Here is a 17,635-nt window from a genome sequence, read left to right as displayed (position 1 = left end):
GATAAGACTAAAAACTAAATTAACCATACGGAGGCAGACATAATGAAAGTTAACAAAACAATTTATATTATAGTAGCATTGATTTTAGGTGGTCTGGGCGTGCATAAATTTTATGCCGACCAAGTTGGACAAGGTATTCTACATCTCGTCTTTTTCTGGACTGGCATTCCAAGTGTTGTCGCAATCATTCACGCTATCATTGTTATTTTTACTAAAAAAGCAGATGAATACGGCTACATAACTTTTGATAAAAAATAAGATCTAAAAATATTTCTTCATATTTTCCAAAAAACAAATTTTACTTTTAGCTCCTACAAAAACTGGGTATAAGATATCAAACAAAATATAAGGGGAGTTAACATGCAGAATATTGTTAAAAGAGTGATTAGAATTTTAGTTTCCGGTTATATTGTCAAAATGATACGAAACCTTATTTCCAAAAATTCTAACGATAGAAATAAAAACAGTCACAAATAGAAATATTAGAAACGGAATTGATTAGCAATTCCGTTTTTTTATATTGTCCGTTGCCAAAAATATTCTTTTTGTATTGTTATGCACATGCCAATTGCTCAACTTATCGAACTACATCTTTGGTACGTTTCTCTTATTTTCTTCATTCTTAATTTACTAAAATATTAAATATTGATTTAAACTTTTATTATTAACTTTAGTATTCAATATTAGTTTAGGATTATCAAAATTACTTTTTTGGGTCTAAACGACCGTCTATTTCCAAAAGAGATTTATAGTTATATAGTTTTGTGATTTTCTCAGTGTTTTCGACAGTACTAGATAGTTTTTAAAAAACTTACTCTCCCCATTTTTTCTAGTTTATTTATTAAAACAGATTTTCTTTTACTCATAATACTTTCATCAAGATTTAAATCTTGATGAAAATATTGCAGTGTGGAGAAACTTTCAGTATTATCGTTAATACTTTTACGTGGTGATGATAATAAACATAGACATTTGCTTGTAGAATTTGAGGAGTTCGACAGAGCAAATGAAGAAAAACACGCAAAAGTTGAATATCATAGTTTTAAAAATAAAACAGATACATTATAACACGTAAAGCACTGCCCTATTTTGAACAGTGCTTTACGTGTTATGTACATCCATCAGTTTGCCTTAGCTCTAACTTAAAATTCCAACAATATTTTTTAATATAATTAATCCTACAATAATAACAATAACGCTTGAAACTTTATTTAAAATAACGATATACTTACCACTTTTATCAATTTTTCCTGTAATTCTTCCTAAAATAGCTAAAAAGACAAACCAAATCCAAGATACAGAAATTGTAGCCAATGAAAAAACGACTTTGTCATAACCATCATAAACTGAAGCACTCGTTCCAATGACACCAACAGTATCCATTATTGCATGAGGATTTAATAAAGAAACAGATAAAGCAAATAAAATCTGCTTTTTAGCTGGCATAGGTTCTATTTCTTCGATATTTGAAGGCTTTTCTGTCCATAAAGACCATGCCATATACATCAAAAACAAAAACCCGATGATGTAAATAAAAAGTTGTAAAGTTGGCATAGATATAAGTATTAAAGATACTCCTAAAATAGCTATTACAATTAAAAAAGTATCACACAGTCCGGCTGTTATAATTACAGGTAATGCTTTACTAATTTTTTTTTGGTTAGCTCCTTGATTAAATACAAATACATTTTGAGCCCCTAAAGGTAAAATTAAACCTAAAGCTAATAATAGTCCATGTATCAAAGGTTGCAACATATTCTAACTCTCTTTCCTTTCATAGTTCGGTGTACAAATATCTTTAACTACACTATAAAAGCCAGGCAATGTAGTTTTAAAAAAGCCAGTACAATGATGAGCATTTCGATATGCTGTATCTTTCATCAAAATTTCATGTGCCTTTTTTAAATTATAGTGAGGTATAGCTGGGAATAAATGATGAACTAAATGATAATTATCATGATGTGGGTGAAAAATAAAAATAGTCCATGGCATACCAAAAGTATTCCTACTAGCAGTTAACTCACTTTTATTATTTAAACCTGAATGTTCTGCCATTTCTGCCCAATATCTTATAATCTGAAACGTTGTTAAAATTGGAATTAGCCAATACAATATAAGATACAGCCAAAAATTAAAAATAACTGATGAAGTAATAATAGCAATCCAGAAAATATTTTTAACCCAAATTTCAGATTTTGGAACCTCTTTAGTATATAGGTTAGCTGATACAGTACCGACTATGTATTTAGGTACATGAAATAACAAGAGAACTTTTACTATGTGATTCTTTACAAACATTTTTGTACTCTTCTGTGGCTTATCTAAACCAACCAATCTATATCTTTTAGTGTCAGGATCATTCTCTTCATCCCATAAATTTCTATGATGTTGAAAATGTGAATTACAATATGCTGTATAACTAGTAAATACTGAAAATGCAACGAATAAACAAGCTATCCATTTATTCCAAAACTTATTTGTAAATAAAGATCGATGACAAGCTTCATGCATTAAATTATCAAATGCTCTCATTCTACTACCAATTAATATAATAGCTACAAGATAGATCAAAATGTTATTAAAAGTTACAGAAATTAAAATACTACTAAAAATAACAAACCAATCAAATAATAACGCAATCACGTTATTATAATTGTTCTTTTTTATTAAAGGTTTTAACTCTTTCCTTATCTCTTTTGAAAACACTGCTTTTTATTTATCGTAATATTAACAAAATTCAGAATTTTAAACAACTATATGTGCATGTTATAAATGCATACCTCTATCCGTTTTTGATTCTTTTGTTCTTGTATTTGTTCTAGCTCTGAATAGAATTCTGGGTTCATTTGTTTATCTAAGTGTCCTGCTAACCCATTTAGTTTTGGTTCATCTTCTGTTAACTTATTAACTCTTTCCTCAAATGTGTTTCTTCATAAAACTCTTTCTAGCTCTTTTAGTAAGATTTTTAAAAGCTTTAACACTATTTCTACATTCTCTTTAAATGGCTTTGCCATTTCGTAAAGTCGGTTGAAATTATCGTCTATATTTTCAATACACTCAACTGCTTTATTTAATAAATCATCTTTCTCTCGTATTTCCTTCTCTTTATCTTCTAAGGCGCTTACAGATTTTATACATTCGTAATCTTCCATAATTCTTTGTGCTATTTTTATTACTCTTGAAACTGATTAAATTCATCTTTGTTTATAACAACATTCGCAGTCTCTTGTAATTCTTTATCAAACAAACCGCCTACTTTTTCTGTTTCAACCTCATATGGATCGTTCAAAGACTTTCTAAGCGTTTCTAGTGATTTTAAGTAGTCTTATTGTATCAATTCTTCGTTATTTTGTTTTATATGGGCTAAATTTTATCCCTCACGTTCATATTCTTTCTTATGATATTCTGTTTTTTGTTTATAACTATTAACTTGATTGTGTTGTCTATTTGTTAATTCTATTGAAGTTCCTCTTTCTAATTCATAACCACGTTCATTTACATACTCATTAAATTTATCTTGAAAGCTTGCTAATGCTTTTTTATTACCTACAACATCTTTAGCACTTAATCGTCCATCTTCTGTAATTGGTACAATTTCAAAGTGCACGTGAGGCGTTTGTCCATATGAAGCTTTGCGTATAACAAATTATCTTTCCCGTATTCTTGTTCTAAAAATTCTTTAGCCTGTTCAAAAAATTTTTTATTTGCTAGTGTCTGATTACTAAAAAATTTATTATCTGATGTAATCATACCGTCTATATGTTTTACTGCGTCTTTTCTAATTTTTCTTTTGCCTGTATAGTTCCGCTCAATTTTTTCATCAATCAAATCATTAAAATTTTGTTTTTAGTCATTTATCAAATCATAATTTAGATGTTTTTTTGAATGGTCTATATCTTCATTTTCATAATTAAATTTTTCTACTTTGATAATCGAATAAGACATATTAAAATCGCTCCTATACATAAAGGTTTTGCGTGTATTTTATAATTAAAAGTCTAACAGACAAGACTTATTTTCAATAAGTCATTAATACATGTGCTCTGCCGAGAGCAAAAAATATCGCTTATAATGGATTTAAACCATTATAAGCGTCATTACAGAAAAGACTAGGTCATGCAAATATTGAAATTACTTGGCGTGTTTATAGTCATTTATTAGAAGTATTAAAAGGTGAAGAAGTTGCAATGCCCGATAGTATAATATATTTTTAAGTGCTCAACGAACCAGACAACTTGTCTTTAATTTAATCAATATTGACTACGCATTAATCAAAATATTTAAAATAGACTTTTACAGATTTTCAACAAAATAAAAAAGAACGCTGATATATCAACGTTCTAGCGTAATTTAGTTAATCAGAATTAAACTGATTTTTATTAATGAACGGAAACGTAATTTAATATTGCGAGGGGCGTTTTTATCAATTTAACAATATAGAGGAACGTTTAGTTTAACTTACGAGGTTTAACGATAGATAACAAGATATAACAAAACCCCGTCAAATCAACGTTTTGTTTCACGAGATTTAACGAGGTATAAACAAATAACGGAAACGGAGGGATTCGAACCCTCGCGCCGCTCTCGCGACCTACACCCTTAGCAGGGGCGCCTCTTCAGCCAACTTGAGTACGTTTCCATATGGCTCCGCAGGTAGGATTCGAACCTACGACCGATCGGTTAACAGCCGATAGCTCTACCACTGAGCTACTGCGGATAAATAATAAGTAAACTATCTCTATCAAGCACAAGTATTATTATATCAATCTTGTTGAATTTTTCAAGAGTTATATTAAAAAAATATACGGAACATTTACACTTATTTAATATTAACGTCCCGCATATTTTAAATTGAAACACTGTCATCAATTTTTTAAAATAAATAGTTTGGGAAAAAAGCTAATTTTCTTCAAAAAGAGAGTAGCGTGAAAGCGCCTCGAAAATATTTAAAGAGGACTGATTATAGTCAATGGGTTGTTCAGGGTTGTTAGATTTCATTCGTGATTGCTTATCTACCATGTAATAATAGATGATTGCATTGGTGTATTGATGCCACAAACTATGAAATGATACATTGAGTGTTAAAGAATCACCATTCGCAAAAATTATTTTACTCTTACGATTTTTAAGTTCTTTAACATTTTCAATATAATGCATATTAATCCATATATTTTCTTCTTGACGGTCCGAGTGAGTTGGAAAAAAGTAAGTAGGAAAAAGAGGTGTAAGTAAAATAGGTGGTTTACTAGAAATTCCAGTAATACGATTCGTTTCTGCTTTTTTACTAATATAATTATTGCCATAAAACTTACATGATCTTTCGATAATTCTCTGTACTTTAAATGGACTTTCTTTGCGGGTTTGATCAAATCTGATAATCTCAGTACCATTTGTCTGCTGATATTCATCATATTTAGGTCGTATTACCATATCACCTTTTCGTATAACATAAATCGTTTCGGGTAAATGTGTCATTAAAAAACCTCACTTTATTCAATTACTTAGATGATTATTAAAAATAAAAAATAATAACCTAATAATATTTTATCCAAGCTCAAAATAAAGTCAAGTTCTACTTTTGTTTTCTTTTTACACATATTTCTTTTAAAATGTCAGAATATTCATTGATTTCAAAATTTAAAATCAGTATAATACTTATATATTAAATAATTGAAAGGTCGTGGTCTTTATGAATCACAATACTGAGGTCAAGTACACTACATTAGAAGATTTTGTAATGACAGTGAACGATTTAGGCGTTGAACTCGTCATTGAAGAAGCACTCAGAAATGCAAGAAAAGCTAAACTTAAACTGTTAATTGATGAAGCGCTCATCAATAAAAACGAGAACGATTTTATTCAATATACTAACGAATTTAAACAATTGGAGGCATTTTTAAGTGAATAAATTAGACTCGAGTCACTCATCATAAAAGGTCTATTCCCTACTTTAAAACAAGTTGAGAATAGACCTTTTTATCATACTTAGGACATCAATCTTATAATTTCATACTTATCTATATCCCCAAAGTAGTGATAGAAATCATAATTTTGAAGTGCCTCTTCTATATGTTCAAAATCATGTAAGCAACCTACTAACGCATGTTCAAGTTCGGTTACATCACCTTCGCCGAAGAAATCTCCAAATAGTTTTGCCCGTTCAATTCTTCCTTTTTTTACATCTAATTTTATTTGAATAAAACCTTTCTCAAATTTCTCTTCACGCTCAATATTATATTTTGGGTTGCTGCCATAATTCCATTCCCACGTACGATACTTTTCATTACTTAATTGCTTAATATTCTTCCAATCTTCTTCTGTTAGTACATATTCTTCAACTTCATTTTCACCAAAAATAGTTTTAAGAATAATTTGTTTGAATTCTTCTATATCTATTGGCTGTTCTAGAAATTCTTCAATATTGGCAACTCTTTTTCTAACAGATTTAACGCCTTTAGATTTAATTTTAGCTGGATTCACTTTTAATGCATTTTGAACTTCATTTAAATCACAATTTAGCATTAATGTACCGTGACTAAACATTCTATTTTTTACTTTAACCATAGCATTTCCAGATATTTTAGCTTGCCCTACTTGTATATCATTCCGTCCAGTCATTTCAGCATTAACTCCCATTGATTGTAAGGCCTGTACAATGGGCATCGTAAACTTTTTAAAATTATGAAAGCTATGACCATCATCATCTGTGATAAAGCTAAAATTTAAATTTCCAGTATCATGATAGACAGCCCCACCTCCAGAAATACGTCTTACTACATCAATTTGATGTTTATCAATATACGATTGGTTAACTTCTTCAATTGTATTCTGATTCTTTCCAACAATAATTGAAGGTCTGTTAATATAAAATAAAAAATAACTTTCTTCAGAAGGTAAATTTTTAAGAACATACTCTTCCATTGCTAAATTGATGGAAGGATCATTAATATTATTGTTGCTAATAAATTTCATAACATTCTCTCCTTAAATAAGTCTCTCTATATGCCCTTACCCTAGTTATGAATGATTTATAAGAAAAATTCCACTCTTTTACTCATTTATGAATGATATTTTATAATTTTCTTTTAGTTCACTTCTTTTTCATAGAAATTAGTTTATTTGTCAAGTAAATTTTAGTACAATATAATCTAGCTATGATTTAAGGGAGGACTCGTAATGACTGTTGCAGAAGTAGGTAATATAGTAGAATTTTATGACGGTTTAAGAGGCCGTGTCGAGAAGATTAATGATAACTCTGTTATTGTAGATTTAACTATTATGGATAATTTTAATGAATTAGATTTACCGGAAAAGACAGTTATCAATCATAAGCGATACAAAATCGTTGATCAAGAAGGTTAATTAAAATGAAAAATGTTTCTAAAGCTTTGATTTGGTTTGTTATAAGCTTCATCATCTTTCACGCCATATTATTTGTGATGTGGGGAGAACATCAGGAATACTGGTATTTATATACTGGCATTATGTTAATAGCTGGAATAAGTTATGTTTTTTACCAAAGAGACATTGCATCTAAACGATTATTAACTTCCATAGGCATGGGTATAATAACGAGTGTCGCACTCATTATTATACAATTGATTTTTTCACTTATTTCATCAGAATTATCATACGCATCTTTAATCAAAGAATTATCACGAACGGGTGTCTACTTTAAATGGCAAATGCTCGTTACTTTATTATTTGTGATACCTTGTCATGAACTATATATGAGAACTGTTTTACAAAAGGAATTAATAAAATATAACTTACCGAAATGGGCTAGCATTTTAATTGTTGCAATATGTTCAAGTTCATTATTTATATACTTAGATAATTGGTGGATTGTATTCTTTATTTTTGTAGCTCAGTTCATTCTATCTCTTAGCTATGAATATACGAGACGTATTGCTACGACTACAATTGGTCAAATTGTGGCTATCATTTTATTATTGATATTCCACGGATAAAAAAAGCATTTCTTAGACTCATGAATTTGAGCTAAGAAATGCTTTTTTAAATTAATTAAAGAAAAAGTGACACATACACCGTTATAAATAGTACGAGGAAGATTAATAAACTTTAAAATTATGATTTAATTTCACAGAATACGTGTCACATTTTAAATTTTTTCTAATCAATCCACCCATCGTTTCCGAATATGTGTCGTGAACGATAGCTTCTTGTAAATACATTTTGTAGTTTCTATAACAATAATCAGTCATTGTTATTCTATACGAATCTTCTTCATTTAGACCATTTAATTTCACTCTATTAAACGGTGATTGTGACATGTCTATACAATAATCAAACCCTTGCCAAACTGTAAATAACGTTTCATCTATCATTGTCATACTTAATTGTCGCTTATTAAAATCAATATGCGCATAACTGTATTCAAGTATATCTTTGATATTTTTACCTTTGACAGTGATATCTATAGGTTTATCTGGATGAGGATATGCATCGTATATATCTCTATTTCTTATAGTTCCTTTTAACCCTTCTTCACCATTCTTAGGTATATGCACACAAGAAATATCGTAATTATAGGCTAATCGAATTGCATCATGTAATAACTGAGTAAAAGGATGAGGCTTACAAATAATATCTTCAATACATTGAACTGTTAAGCCATTGTTTTTGTTTGAAACAACTGAATTTGCCCAGTGTTTAACTGCCTTACGGTCATAATATGTTTCTTTCAATAATTGTTCATCTTCATGGTAATCATTTAAGTCTATAACTTTTGAATCGATGTGCTCAATTTCATAAGAAGTTGTCCGTTTCTTAAATTTAATTGAAAGATGTACTAATTCCTCAGCATTTTGACCTGCTTGAACATATATAGTTTCATGATCTTTTCCAACAACTGTTTGATGTTGATGAGCGGTAATAATTACATCAATAACACCAAGTTCTTCCATAATTTTTTCAGCTTCATTTGCATTTTTTTCATTTCTTTTATTGGTACTACTTATTTTATTTAACCCACCATGATAAATAACAATAAGGAAGTCTGGCTCTTCAACTTCATGTATGTATCTAATCCAACGTTTAGCTGAAACCAAAGTCTTCTCAATACAGACATCTTCTTCCATTTCTGCGTACTCGTTCTTCATTAATCCATCTGAGGTTAAACCTACGATAGCAATTTTCAAATCTGAATACATTTTGATTGTATAAGGCGTAGAAAAATATGGCTCTCTAGTAACAGTATACTCTATATTTGCTGATAGCCAGGGAAACCTTGAGAGTGCAACTGAACGTGTCAAAAAAGATAATCCAAATTTAAATTCATTAGGGCTAATTCCACTAGCATCATACTGCATTGCATTCATCAACTTAATCATAGGATGACGTTTATATGGTGCTACAACGGCGTAATAGAATGCTGCAAGTGATCCCGCCAAACTTCCCCCACTATCTAGTAATATGACATTTTCATTATTTTTTCGAGCTTCATTAACATAAGTACCAGCTCGATAAATATTTGAGCCATAATCACCATTTAAGAAGTGACTATGCATATCAGAAGTTGCAATCACATCAACTATTTTATTTTCATTTTTTTCCATAGAGCCACTCCTCTCCTTAAATTTAGTGTAACATGTACCATTCATTAAATGTTATAAAACTATTATCGCATTGATATCATTCCAAATAAAAAAACTATTAGCAAAGGTGTATGTATGCCTTTGCTAATAGTGTAATGATTATCCAATTTGTATACGTTCTTTAGGATAGCTATATTTTTCGGGTTCTTTACGTCCAGCTAACATAATGATGAATGAAATGAGGCCTACACGACCTATAAACATTAATATCATTAATACAACCTTGGTAATATCGTTGATATCGCTTGTCACACCTAAGCTTAAACCACATGTACCAAACGCAGACATTACTTCAAAGAAAATTTGTAGAAAGGACAACTTGCCTTGTTCAGTGGCAGATATAATAATCATGCTAATAAATGTAATCAATGACGCCATAGTAAATACGGCAAATGATCTTTGTACATCCATAATATGTACTTCTCTGTTGAAAATTTTAATACCTGTTTTGTCACCAGTATTATTAAAGTTAATAACAAACAAAATTAAAATAGCAAATGTTGTTGTTCTAATTCCGCCTCCTACAGAACTAGGAGATGACCCTATAAACATCAATAATCCCATTACAATATTTGTTGCGTCGCTAAAATGTGACACATCTATCGTTTGCAAACCTGCACTTCTGGTCGTTGATGATTGGAACAATGCATAAAATAGTGATTGATGCCAACTCAATCCTTTAAATGCATTGCTATGTTCTAATATTAATACAACAATAACGCCGAATAAAAATAAGAATAAGTACGTTGTTGTCGTTATTTTTGTGAATAATGAGAATCTAAAATTAGTTACTCGATTCTTAATATATGCTTTTAACTCCAACAAAACTGGAAATCCTATAGATCCTAACACAATTAAGAACATTACTATCGTTTGTACAAAATAGTCTTTTGCATAGGGAACTAAAGATTCACCAGTAATATCAAGACCACCGTTAGTCGTAGCAGATACTGACACAAAAACGCCTTGCATTAATGCGTTTTTTAAATCAGGATTATCCCGATAAAAGTAGAACGCGAGTAAGAGTGCACCTATAAACTCAATAATAAAAATTGTTCTTACAATTTCTAAAATTAGTTTAACCGTTCCACTCATAGTATCTCTATTATTATCTAACATAATGAGTTGTCGCTCTCTAATTCCAATATGTTTGCCTAAAACAACCCAAAGCATGGTTCCAATAGCCATAACACCTATACCACCGATGTTCAAAATAATAAGTATGATAATTTGACCAAAGGTTGAATATGTGTCGACTATAGTAATTGGTGATAATCCCGTAACACTAATACCTGATACAGCTACAAAAAGTGTATCAATTGGATTAACCTCAACTCCTTGCTTATGGACATATGGCAAATTTAATAATAAAAATGCAACGACTATGGCAAATAGATAATAGAGTATAATCCCTTGTTGAGGGCTAGATTTTTTAAGCAGCTGACTTAAAACTGACATGATTTTCACCTCAACATTTATTTCAATTTGATTTTAATATTTTTCTCCGCACCATTTCGATAAATTTTAGCAGTGATTGTTTTCTGATCATCATAATGACTGTATATGACTTGTCTATATCGTAAGTTATCTTCAATCTTCTTACCATCTAATTCTACTATTACATCACCTTTTTTTAAACCTGACTTGTCTCCTAAACCATTTTCTTTCACTTCACCGATTAATACACCATGATTCACTTTAGTTGGTAAGTTGATTGCATTACGTTCAGAATCGTCAAGATCACCAACATTTTTGATTTTGATTTCAGTATTTGGATAGTTCACTTTACCTTTATGCTCTAATTCTTTCGCAATCTTACGTACATCATTAATAGGTATCGCAAAAGCCATTCCTTCTACATTATGCATATCAATTTTTAAAGAAACTATACCTATGAGTCTACCATCTCTATCGACTACAGCACCACCTGAATTTCCCGGGTTCACAGGCGCATCAATTTGAAAAGCTTTCATCAGAGCATCATAGTTATCATTTTTATCAATGTCAACAGGTACATGACGATTGAGTCCAGACACAATACCTTGAGAAACACTTCCTTTAAAGTCTGTGCCTAGAGGATTTCCTATAACTAAAATAGGTTCAGCCAATTTAATATTATTAGAATCCCCCATAGTCATTGGTTTAATATTTTCGTCAGCAACTTTAGCTTTTACAACTGCTAAATCAGACCATTTATCTTTACCAATCACCTTACCTGTCACAGATTTATCATTACCATATGTTACTTTTTGTTTTTCTTGATTACCAACGACGTGTGCATTAGTAAAAATATAAATAGAGTCGCCCACTTTTTTGTAGACGACACCTGAACCTATCTCATTATCAGATTCATTTTTGTTATCAGACACAGTCGTGTCATTAGACAAATCATTCTCGACTGTTACAACTGACTTAACAGAGTTTTTAGCAATTTTCATCGCTGTTGTTTCATCTTTAGTTGTACCGTTAAATGCACTATCATTTGTATGATCATTTTTATTAACTGTAGTGAATATGGCATTTAATATTAAAAGTAATACTATAATACCTATAATAATTAACATTTTAGGCCAGTGTTCTTTAAAGAAAGCTATTACCAATTGTTTAAATTCATTAATTTTTTTAATATTTTCGGCTCTGCTACCTTGTTCGCCTTCTTTTTTAAGAAATTGCGCTTGTTGAGTATTATCGTTGTCTTTATCTTCTGGTTGTGAATAGCTATGTTTTGAAGAATATGGTTGTGTACCTCTTGAATCTTGCTCAGTATGATTAGAATTTACACCTAACATGGAGTCCTTTGAAGTCAATTTAGTATGTTGTTTACTTTCGTTTCCAGAAGTATTATCATGCTCTTTTATTGACTTATTTTCTGAGGATTCAATTACTTTATTATGATATTGATTTTCCTTTGATTGATTATCATTCAACTGTTTTGACTTACTTTGATGCGGTAACGTGGAGGTGTCACTTAAAACTCGAACATCATGTAAACTTTCTTCTCCAATTTTATTATCGTCGTCTTTTGATTTACTCATTTGATTATTTTGTTTATAACTTTTATCATCACGTTGTTGATGTATTTCCTCTTGAGTCAGTTTTTCTATTCTTGCTTTTCTCAAATTATCTTTAACACGTTCCTCATTGACTTTAGTTTGATGCTGTTCTCTTTTAGCTTGATTCTCCTTCTCTATTTTCTCGCGTCTAATGCGCTCTTCTCGCTCTTCGTTATGAAAGTACTCACGTCTTTTACGGCGATATTGACTGCGTGGTATGACTTGTTTTTTATCGTTATCCACTAGAAGACCACTCCTATAGTTTCTTTAACTCATTCTTTATCTGTTAAATTTAAGTTATTTTAATACTATATATCATCATTTTAAATTCGTTTATAAACTAAAGTTTAATATTTTAACTATAAAACTGCAATGTTCTAATAAAAATTAAAATAAAAAGAACCTCCACTTAATTTATTATTAAGCAAAGGTTCTAGCGTATCAATCAAATTATTTTTGGTTACCTTTTTTCTTGTTGCCAATTGCTGAAGTTAACCATCCTATTAATACTAAGCCAACTAATACTACCCAGAAGATTGTTTGCCATAAAGCACTATGTGGAAATGCTTCTGGTAAAACGCCAATATCAGGATGTGCAAGTACCATTACAACAAGTTTAATACCTACCCAACCTACAATTGCAAACGCAGCACCTTCTAGTCCTGGATATTTATTCAACAATTCTACAAACCAAGTTGCTGCAAATCTCATCAGGATGACACCTATCATTCCACCGAGGAACATAACAATAAATTGACCTAAGTCCATACCACCAAAATGTATGCCAACTTTTGGTAATGTAACGGCTATAGCTAATGCGGCAAGCATCGAATCAATTGCAAACGCGATATCGGCGAATTCAACTTTAAATACTGTTCCCCAAAAAGATTTAGGGCCCACTTCTTTTTCGTTACCTGTTTCATCGAAGTGATGTTCGTCTCCTGTTTCTTTATGATGTTTTTCATTTGACTGATGGAAAAATTGCCATAAATTTTTAATAGACATATAGATTAAGTAAACAGCACCAGCTGCTTGAATCCACCAGAAGTTTGCAATAATACTTATTAAGAATAAAGCAATAAATCTAAAAATAAATGCACCTAATAGGCCATAAAAAAGTGCTTTTTTTCGTTGTTTAGGTGGTAGGTGTTTAACCATTACCGCCATTACAATTGCATTATCAGCTGCTAATAATCCTTCTAAAAATACAAGTACTAAAAGTACCCATAAATAAGGTAAAATCAAACTCGGATCCATTGTGGACAACTCCTTTTAGTTTAAATACAAATAAAGAGACCTATGCTAATTAAATAGCAAAGGTCTCACTTAGCAATAGTTTTGCCCACTTTACCGGAAGACTTATCTTCGTAATGACGATAAAGTGTTGAATAGTTATTAGCAGTTTAAATGCATTGAATAACTATTCTCAAGTTACTCCCCTCTGACAGTTTTGTCATAGGTATTTATTTGTTATTTTCAGTATACATACTATGACACTGCATAGCAATATAAACATTTTTCATATACTATGGTGTGCCCGAATAGTGGTAAGTTTAAACATTCAATTATAATAAGCTATACAGCTTAATATCAGAGAATTTTTCTTCAAACCAACGCGTTGCAAATTCATTTTCAAATAGGAACACATAATTGTCGTATCTATCTTTTACTAAAATAGATCTAGAGGTATTCATATTATCTTTAATATCTTCTTCATTTTCAATCCAACGCGCAATTTTACGTCCGACTGGTTCCATAACCACATCTACATTATATTCATTATTCATACGGTGTTCGAAAACCTCAAATTGTAATTGACCCACAGCACCTAAGATAATTTGATTAGTGTGCAACGTTTTATAATATTGAATTGCACCTTCTTGAACAAGCTGTTCAATTCCTTTATGAAAATGCTTTTGTTTCATTACATTTTTGGCAGAAACCTTCATAAATATTTCTGGAGTAAATTGTGGTAACTCTTGGAAGCTATATTTCTGCTTACCGCCAACTAAGGTATCACCTATTTGATAGTTACCTGTATCATACAAACCAATAATATCGCCTGCTACAGCATGATTAACAGTTTCTTTATCATCAGCCATAAATGATGTGGAACGAGTTATTTTTTGTTTTTTATTTGTTCTTTGTAAGGTTACATCCATTCCTCTTTCAAACGCACCACTTACTACGCGCATAAATGCAATTCTGTCACGATGCTTCGGATCCATATTGGCTTGGATTTTAAAGATAAACCCAGAAAAATCTGTGTCGAATGGACTAACATCAACCTCTTCTTTAGTTTGTCTCGCATTAGGCATTGGTGCATGATCAACGTATGCATTTAAGAAATTTTGTACGCCAAAGTTTGCTAATGCCGATCCAAAGAAAACAGGTGTTAATTCACCGTTCAGTAACGCTTCATTATCGAATGCTTCACCCGCTTCATCGACAAGCATCATTTCTTCAATTGCTTGTTCAAATGCACTATCATTTTTTATCGCGTGTTCTTCTTTAAGTTCGTAATCTTCGTTTAAATGTAATAAATTTTCTTCATCTCTAAATGGTTCAATCGTTTTAGAGTGTCTATCAATAATACCAAAGAAATTTTGTCCCATACCAACAGGCCAATTCATTGGATAAGTGTCAATATTAAGTGTTTCTTCAATTTCATCAAGTAATTCAAATGGCTCTTTCCCTACTCTATCCAATTTATTGATGAATGTAAAAATAGGGATACCTCGCATTTTACAAACTTTAAATAATTTTAATGTTTGTGGTTCTATACCTTTAGCACAGTCAATAACCATAACTGCACTATCTACTGCCATTAATGTACGATACGTATCCTCTGAAAAATCTTCATGTCCCGGCGTATCTAAAATATTTATCTTATAATCATCATAATCAAATTGCATTACAGAGCTTGTAACTGAGATACCACGTTCTTGTTCTACCTTCATCCAATCACTTGTTGCAAATTTACCCGTTTTTTTTCCTTTAACTGTCCCAGCTTCACGAATCGCTCCACTGAAATACAACAATTTTTCAGTTAAAGTGGTTTTACCAGCATCAGGGTGTGAAATGATGGCAAATGTCTTTCTTGACTCTATTTCTTCTTTTAAATTCATTTATCATTCTCCTTTGGATTCATTTCTAATCAAATCAGTTATATTACGTGCCAATGTATCTGCTTCAACTTCAGTCAACAAATTGAATAATTGCATCACTAATTCTTCATATAGTTGATCTGTATTTAACTCTTTGGATAATTCAATGGACCAAAAAAGTTCTGGAATAGCTAACATGATTGAATCATTAGACTGATGGTAATATACGTTCATCATCATTCCATGAAACTGAAGTGATTTAATCTTCAACAGGTCCACCACCAAATTTTTGATATGCTGCTTTTAAACCAATTAAGTCATCGCGATGTGGGACTTTAACATGACCAGGCATAATTTGATAAGGCTCTCTACCTTTTGAGGCCAAAACAACTGTATCTCCTGGTTCAGCAATATCAATCGCGTGTCTAATACCTTCTGCACGGTCATCAAACTCTATATAATTCTCATGCGTTGCGCCTTTAGCTAATTCAGCTGTCAACATTTTAGGGTCATCGTTAGCAGGATTATCTGGAGTAAAAATAACATAATCTGCTCGACATGCTACTCTCCCCATCTCAGGTGTTTTCGTTAAATCTCTTTCCCCAGCCATACCTACTAAAAAGATCAGCTTTTGTTTAACAAATGGTTTTACAGCATCAATCAGTTTATTCATACCATCTGCAGTATGTGCATAATCTATAATCAAATCTATAGGAAGTGATGGGTCGAGTACTTCTAAGCGACCCTCTACAGGTTCAAGTTCAGTAACAGCATTAATAATTTCATTTAAATTTGTTCCCTTACTCCAAACCGCAATCATAGCAGCCATAATATTTGAAATGTTAAATCTACCTACATAAGGAGATCTAACTGGAAAACTTCCAAAAGGAGTACAAAATTCAAATTCTACACCTTGCAAAGATTCTTTAATGTTTTTAGCCATAAATTGCGCTTCGTGTGTAATACCATATGTAAATACTTCATAGGGGGTCACACTTGCTAAATAATCGGAGAAGTCATCATCATTATTTAATACAACATATTTTTCTTTAGACAAATCTTCACCAAGCTGGCTAAATAATAACGATTTAGCATGTCCATAAGCTTCCATAGTTCCATGAAAGTCTAAATGATCTTGAGTCAAATTTGAAAAGATAGCAACGTCAAATTCTACGCCTCTAAGTCGACCTAAGGTCAATCCATGACTAGAAACTTCCATCGTCATTGCTTCTGCATTGGCATCAACTGCTTCTTTAATCTTTTTTGTTAATGCTACTGTTTCTGGTGTTGTATTCGCACCTTTTGTTTTTGTTTCATTAACTTGAAATCCATTCGTACCTAGATATGCACTATTTTTATTCAATTTTCTATAAATTAAATGAATCATAGTTGCAATCGATGTTTTCCCGTTCGTCCCCGTAACACCATATGTCGTCAGTTGATGACTTGGAAACTCATATAATTCATGTGCCAATAGACTTGCAACACGTAAAGTGTCTGGAACAACAACTTGCGTCACATTACCTTTAAGTTTGAGTTCTCTATTGACAACAACAATACTACAACCTTGATCTACTACATTTTGACAAAACTTATGACTATCTACCGTATATCCTTTAGATGCTACAAATAGACTTCCCTCTTTAGCTGTACGTGAGTCAGTGGTAATATCGTCCACCTGTATATCTAATGTACCAATTACATTTTTTACTCTAATTTTTTTGAACAACGCACTTGCATTCAAAATGTATCGCTCCTTTTTTTACAATAAGTCTATTATACACGTTTTATTATCGTTGATAAATTTATAATTATAAGTCTTATTAATTTATTTTTAATCATAATTGACGTAATATAT

General features: G+C 31.2%; 19 protein-coding genes, 2 tRNA genes, 1 pseudogene and 1 riboswitch. Of the genes and pseudogenes, 6 read left to right on the top strand and 16 right to left on the bottom strand.

The window, feature by feature from the left end; genetic code table 11:
• Positions 1 to 42: 42 nt before the first annotated feature.
• From HMPREF3241_RS05705 to HMPREF3241_RS05700, 3 genes are all read left to right on the top strand, one after another.
• Complete coding sequence (locus HMPREF3241_RS05705) at positions 43 to 258, top strand: TM2 domain-containing protein (protein ID WP_001831694.1); 216 nt, start codon at positions 43 to 45, stop codon at positions 256 to 258.
• A 102-nt stretch (positions 259 to 360) separates the two neighbouring features.
• Positions 361 to 477 carry an SAR1012 family small protein gene (locus HMPREF3241_RS13345; RefSeq protein ID WP_350481929.1) on the top strand — a complete coding sequence of 39 codons (117 nt, stop codon included), beginning with the start codon at positions 361 to 363 and terminating at the stop codon, positions 475 to 477.
• A 432-nt stretch (positions 478 to 909) separates the two neighbouring features.
• Positions 910 to 1,068 (top strand): replication/maintenance protein RepL, encoded by a 159-nt coding sequence (locus HMPREF3241_RS05700; protein WP_002446129.1) that lies wholly within the window; start codon positions 910 to 912, stop codon positions 1,066 to 1,068.
• 69 nt (positions 1,069 to 1,137) lie between these two features.
• On the opposite strand, the gene HMPREF3241_RS05695 is transcribed toward HMPREF3241_RS05700, so the two are convergent.
• The 8 genes and pseudogenes from HMPREF3241_RS05695 to HMPREF3241_RS05660 all read right to left on the bottom strand — a co-directional run bounded on the left by HMPREF3241_RS05695 (position 1,138) and on the right by HMPREF3241_RS05660 (position 5,475).
• The gene (locus HMPREF3241_RS05695; RefSeq protein ID WP_002458044.1) at positions 1,138 to 1,755 is read right to left on the bottom strand and encodes a LysE/ArgO family amino acid transporter; all 618 of its coding nucleotides are present in this window, start codon (positions 1,753 to 1,755) and stop codon (positions 1,138 to 1,140) included.
• Positions 1,756 to 1,758: 3 nt separating this feature from the next.
• A complete protein-coding gene (locus tag HMPREF3241_RS05690; protein WP_002458043.1) occupies positions 1,759 to 2,706 on the bottom strand; it encodes a fatty acid desaturase family protein in 948 nt (315 codons plus the stop codon).
• A 224-nt stretch (positions 2,707 to 2,930) separates the two neighbouring features.
• Positions 2,931 to 3,152, bottom strand: a complete 222-nt coding sequence (locus HMPREF3241_RS05685; RefSeq protein ID WP_002446125.1) for a hypothetical protein — start codon at positions 3,150 to 3,152, stop codon at positions 2,931 to 2,933.
• Between the two features lie 20 nt (positions 3,153 to 3,172).
• Positions 3,173 to 3,289 (bottom strand): hypothetical protein, encoded by a 117-nt coding sequence (locus HMPREF3241_RS05680; protein WP_002458042.1) that lies wholly within the window; start codon positions 3,287 to 3,289, stop codon positions 3,173 to 3,175.
• An 81-nt stretch (positions 3,290 to 3,370) separates the two neighbouring features.
• Positions 3,371 to 3,828, bottom strand: a pseudogene (mobV, locus tag HMPREF3241_RS13145) (MobV family relaxase).
• Positions 3,829 to 4,550: 722 nt separating this feature from the next.
• Positions 4,551 to 4,639 (bottom strand) — tRNA-Ser (locus tag HMPREF3241_RS05670).
• A gap of 3 nt (positions 4,640 to 4,642) precedes the next feature.
• Positions 4,643 to 4,717 (bottom strand) — tRNA-Asn (locus tag HMPREF3241_RS05665).
• Positions 4,718 to 4,899: 182 nt separating this feature from the next.
• Entirely contained in the window at positions 4,900 to 5,475 is a 576-nt protein-coding gene (locus HMPREF3241_RS05660) for a competence protein ComK (RefSeq protein ID WP_001829272.1), read from the bottom strand.
• Between the two features lie 214 nt (positions 5,476 to 5,689).
• Between HMPREF3241_RS05660 and HMPREF3241_RS05655 the strand changes: the two genes are divergently transcribed.
• Complete coding sequence (locus HMPREF3241_RS05655; protein WP_001829292.1) at positions 5,690 to 5,908, top strand: IDEAL domain-containing protein; 219 nt, start codon at positions 5,690 to 5,692, stop codon at positions 5,906 to 5,908.
• A 77-nt stretch (positions 5,909 to 5,985) separates the two neighbouring features.
• On the opposite strand, the gene HMPREF3241_RS05650 is transcribed toward HMPREF3241_RS05655, so the two are convergent.
• Positions 5,986 to 6,972 carry a lipoate--protein ligase gene (locus tag HMPREF3241_RS05650; protein ID WP_002446122.1) on the bottom strand — a complete coding sequence of 329 codons (987 nt, stop codon included), beginning with the start codon at positions 6,970 to 6,972 and terminating at the stop codon, positions 5,986 to 5,988.
• A gap of 204 nt (positions 6,973 to 7,176) precedes the next feature.
• Here HMPREF3241_RS05650 and HMPREF3241_RS05645 point away from each other — a divergent pair, with 204 nt between their 5' ends.
• Positions 7,177 to 7,362, top strand: a complete 186-nt coding sequence (locus HMPREF3241_RS05645) for a YkvS family protein (RefSeq protein ID WP_001829339.1) — start codon at positions 7,177 to 7,179, stop codon at positions 7,360 to 7,362.
• 5 nt (positions 7,363 to 7,367) lie between these two features.
• Entirely contained in the window at positions 7,368 to 7,970 is a 603-nt protein-coding gene (locus HMPREF3241_RS05640) for a CPBP family glutamic-type intramembrane protease (protein WP_001829312.1), read from the top strand.
• 102 nt (positions 7,971 to 8,072) lie between these two features.
• Here the strand turns inward: HMPREF3241_RS05640 and HMPREF3241_RS05635 are convergent, their stop codons facing one another.
• From HMPREF3241_RS05635 to HMPREF3241_RS05605, 7 genes are all read right to left on the bottom strand, one after another.
• The gene (locus tag HMPREF3241_RS05635; protein ID WP_002458038.1) at positions 8,073 to 9,578 is read right to left on the bottom strand and encodes a bifunctional metallophosphatase/5'-nucleotidase; all 1,506 of its coding nucleotides are present in this window, start codon (positions 9,576 to 9,578) and stop codon (positions 8,073 to 8,075) included.
• Positions 9,579 to 9,716: 138 nt separating this feature from the next.
• A complete protein-coding gene (locus tag HMPREF3241_RS05630) occupies positions 9,717 to 11,075 on the bottom strand; it encodes a TrkH family potassium uptake protein (protein ID WP_002446120.1) in 1,359 nt (452 codons plus the stop codon).
• A gap of 17 nt (positions 11,076 to 11,092) precedes the next feature.
• Complete coding sequence (locus HMPREF3241_RS05625; RefSeq protein ID WP_002446119.1) at positions 11,093 to 12,913, bottom strand: S1C family serine protease; 1,821 nt, start codon at positions 12,911 to 12,913, stop codon at positions 11,093 to 11,095.
• Between the two features lie 207 nt (positions 12,914 to 13,120).
• Positions 13,121 to 13,927 (bottom strand): TerC family protein, encoded by an 807-nt coding sequence (locus HMPREF3241_RS05620; RefSeq protein ID WP_002446118.1) that lies wholly within the window; start codon positions 13,925 to 13,927, stop codon positions 13,121 to 13,123.
• Between the two features lie 71 nt (positions 13,928 to 13,998).
• A riboswitch (yybP-ykoY riboswitch) is annotated at positions 13,999 to 14,122 on the bottom strand.
• Between the two features lie 113 nt (positions 14,123 to 14,235).
• Positions 14,236 to 15,798, bottom strand: coding sequence for a peptide chain release factor 3 (locus tag HMPREF3241_RS05615; protein ID WP_002446117.1), 1,563 nt, complete (start codon positions 15,796 to 15,798; stop codon positions 14,236 to 14,238).
• 3 nt (positions 15,799 to 15,801) lie between these two features.
• The gene (locus tag HMPREF3241_RS05610; protein ID WP_070853526.1) at positions 15,802 to 16,047 is read right to left on the bottom strand and encodes a YueH family protein; all 246 of its coding nucleotides are present in this window, start codon (positions 16,045 to 16,047) and stop codon (positions 15,802 to 15,804) included.
• The gene (locus HMPREF3241_RS05605) at positions 16,037 to 17,521 is read right to left on the bottom strand and encodes a UDP-N-acetylmuramoyl-L-alanyl-D-glutamate--L-lysine ligase (RefSeq protein ID WP_060545997.1); all 1,485 of its coding nucleotides are present in this window, start codon (positions 17,519 to 17,521) and stop codon (positions 16,037 to 16,039) included. The genes HMPREF3241_RS05610 and HMPREF3241_RS05605 overlap by 11 nt, the downstream gene beginning before the upstream one ends.
• Positions 17,522 to 17,635 lie beyond the last annotated feature (114 nt).

Source organism: Staphylococcus sp. HMSC34G04, assembly GCF_001838765.1.
Taxonomy (GTDB): domain Bacteria; phylum Bacillota; class Bacilli; order Staphylococcales; family Staphylococcaceae; genus Staphylococcus; species Staphylococcus epidermidis.
Note: the sequence above shows the minus strand (reverse complement) of the source record. Positions and strands in the feature narration are given on the sequence as shown.

Excerpts from the sequence above, each read along its gene's own strand:
- HMPREF3241_RS05615 (WP_002446117.1), bottom strand. The coding sequence starts at position 15,798 with ATGAATTTAAAAGAAGAAATAGAGTCAAGAAAGACATTTGCCATCATT.
- HMPREF3241_RS13345 (WP_350481929.1), top strand. The coding sequence starts at position 361 with ATGCAGAATATTGTTAAAAGAGTGATTAGAATTTTAGTTTCCGGTTAT.
- HMPREF3241_RS05620 (WP_002446118.1), bottom strand. The coding sequence starts at position 13,927 with ATGGATCCGAGTTTGATTTTACCTTATTTATGGGTACTTTTAGTACTT.
- HMPREF3241_RS05655 (WP_001829292.1), top strand. The coding sequence starts at position 5,690 with ATGAATCACAATACTGAGGTCAAGTACACTACATTAGAAGATTTTGTA.
- HMPREF3241_RS05630 (WP_002446120.1), bottom strand. The coding sequence starts at position 11,075 with ATGTCAGTTTTAAGTCAGCTGCTTAAAAAATCTAGCCCTCAACAAGGG.
- HMPREF3241_RS05685 (WP_002446125.1), bottom strand. The coding sequence starts at position 3,152 with ATGGAAGATTACGAATGTATAAAATCTGTAAGCGCCTTAGAAGATAAA.
- HMPREF3241_RS05645 (WP_001829339.1), top strand. The coding sequence starts at position 7,177 with ATGACTGTTGCAGAAGTAGGTAATATAGTAGAATTTTATGACGGTTTA.
- HMPREF3241_RS05650 (WP_002446122.1), bottom strand. The coding sequence starts at position 6,972 with ATGAAATTTATTAGCAACAATAATATTAATGATCCTTCCATCAATTTA.
- HMPREF3241_RS05695 (WP_002458044.1), bottom strand. The coding sequence starts at position 1,755 with ATGTTGCAACCTTTGATACATGGACTATTATTAGCTTTAGGTTTAATT.
- HMPREF3241_RS05660 (WP_001829272.1), bottom strand. The coding sequence starts at position 5,475 with ATGACACATTTACCCGAAACGATTTATGTTATACGAAAAGGTGATATG.
- HMPREF3241_RS05635 (WP_002458038.1), bottom strand. The coding sequence starts at position 9,578 with ATGGAAAAAAATGAAAATAAAATAGTTGATGTGATTGCAACTTCTGAT.
- HMPREF3241_RS05705 (WP_001831694.1), top strand. The coding sequence starts at position 43 with ATGAAAGTTAACAAAACAATTTATATTATAGTAGCATTGATTTTAGGT.
- HMPREF3241_RS05640 (WP_001829312.1), top strand. The coding sequence starts at position 7,368 with ATGAAAAATGTTTCTAAAGCTTTGATTTGGTTTGTTATAAGCTTCATC.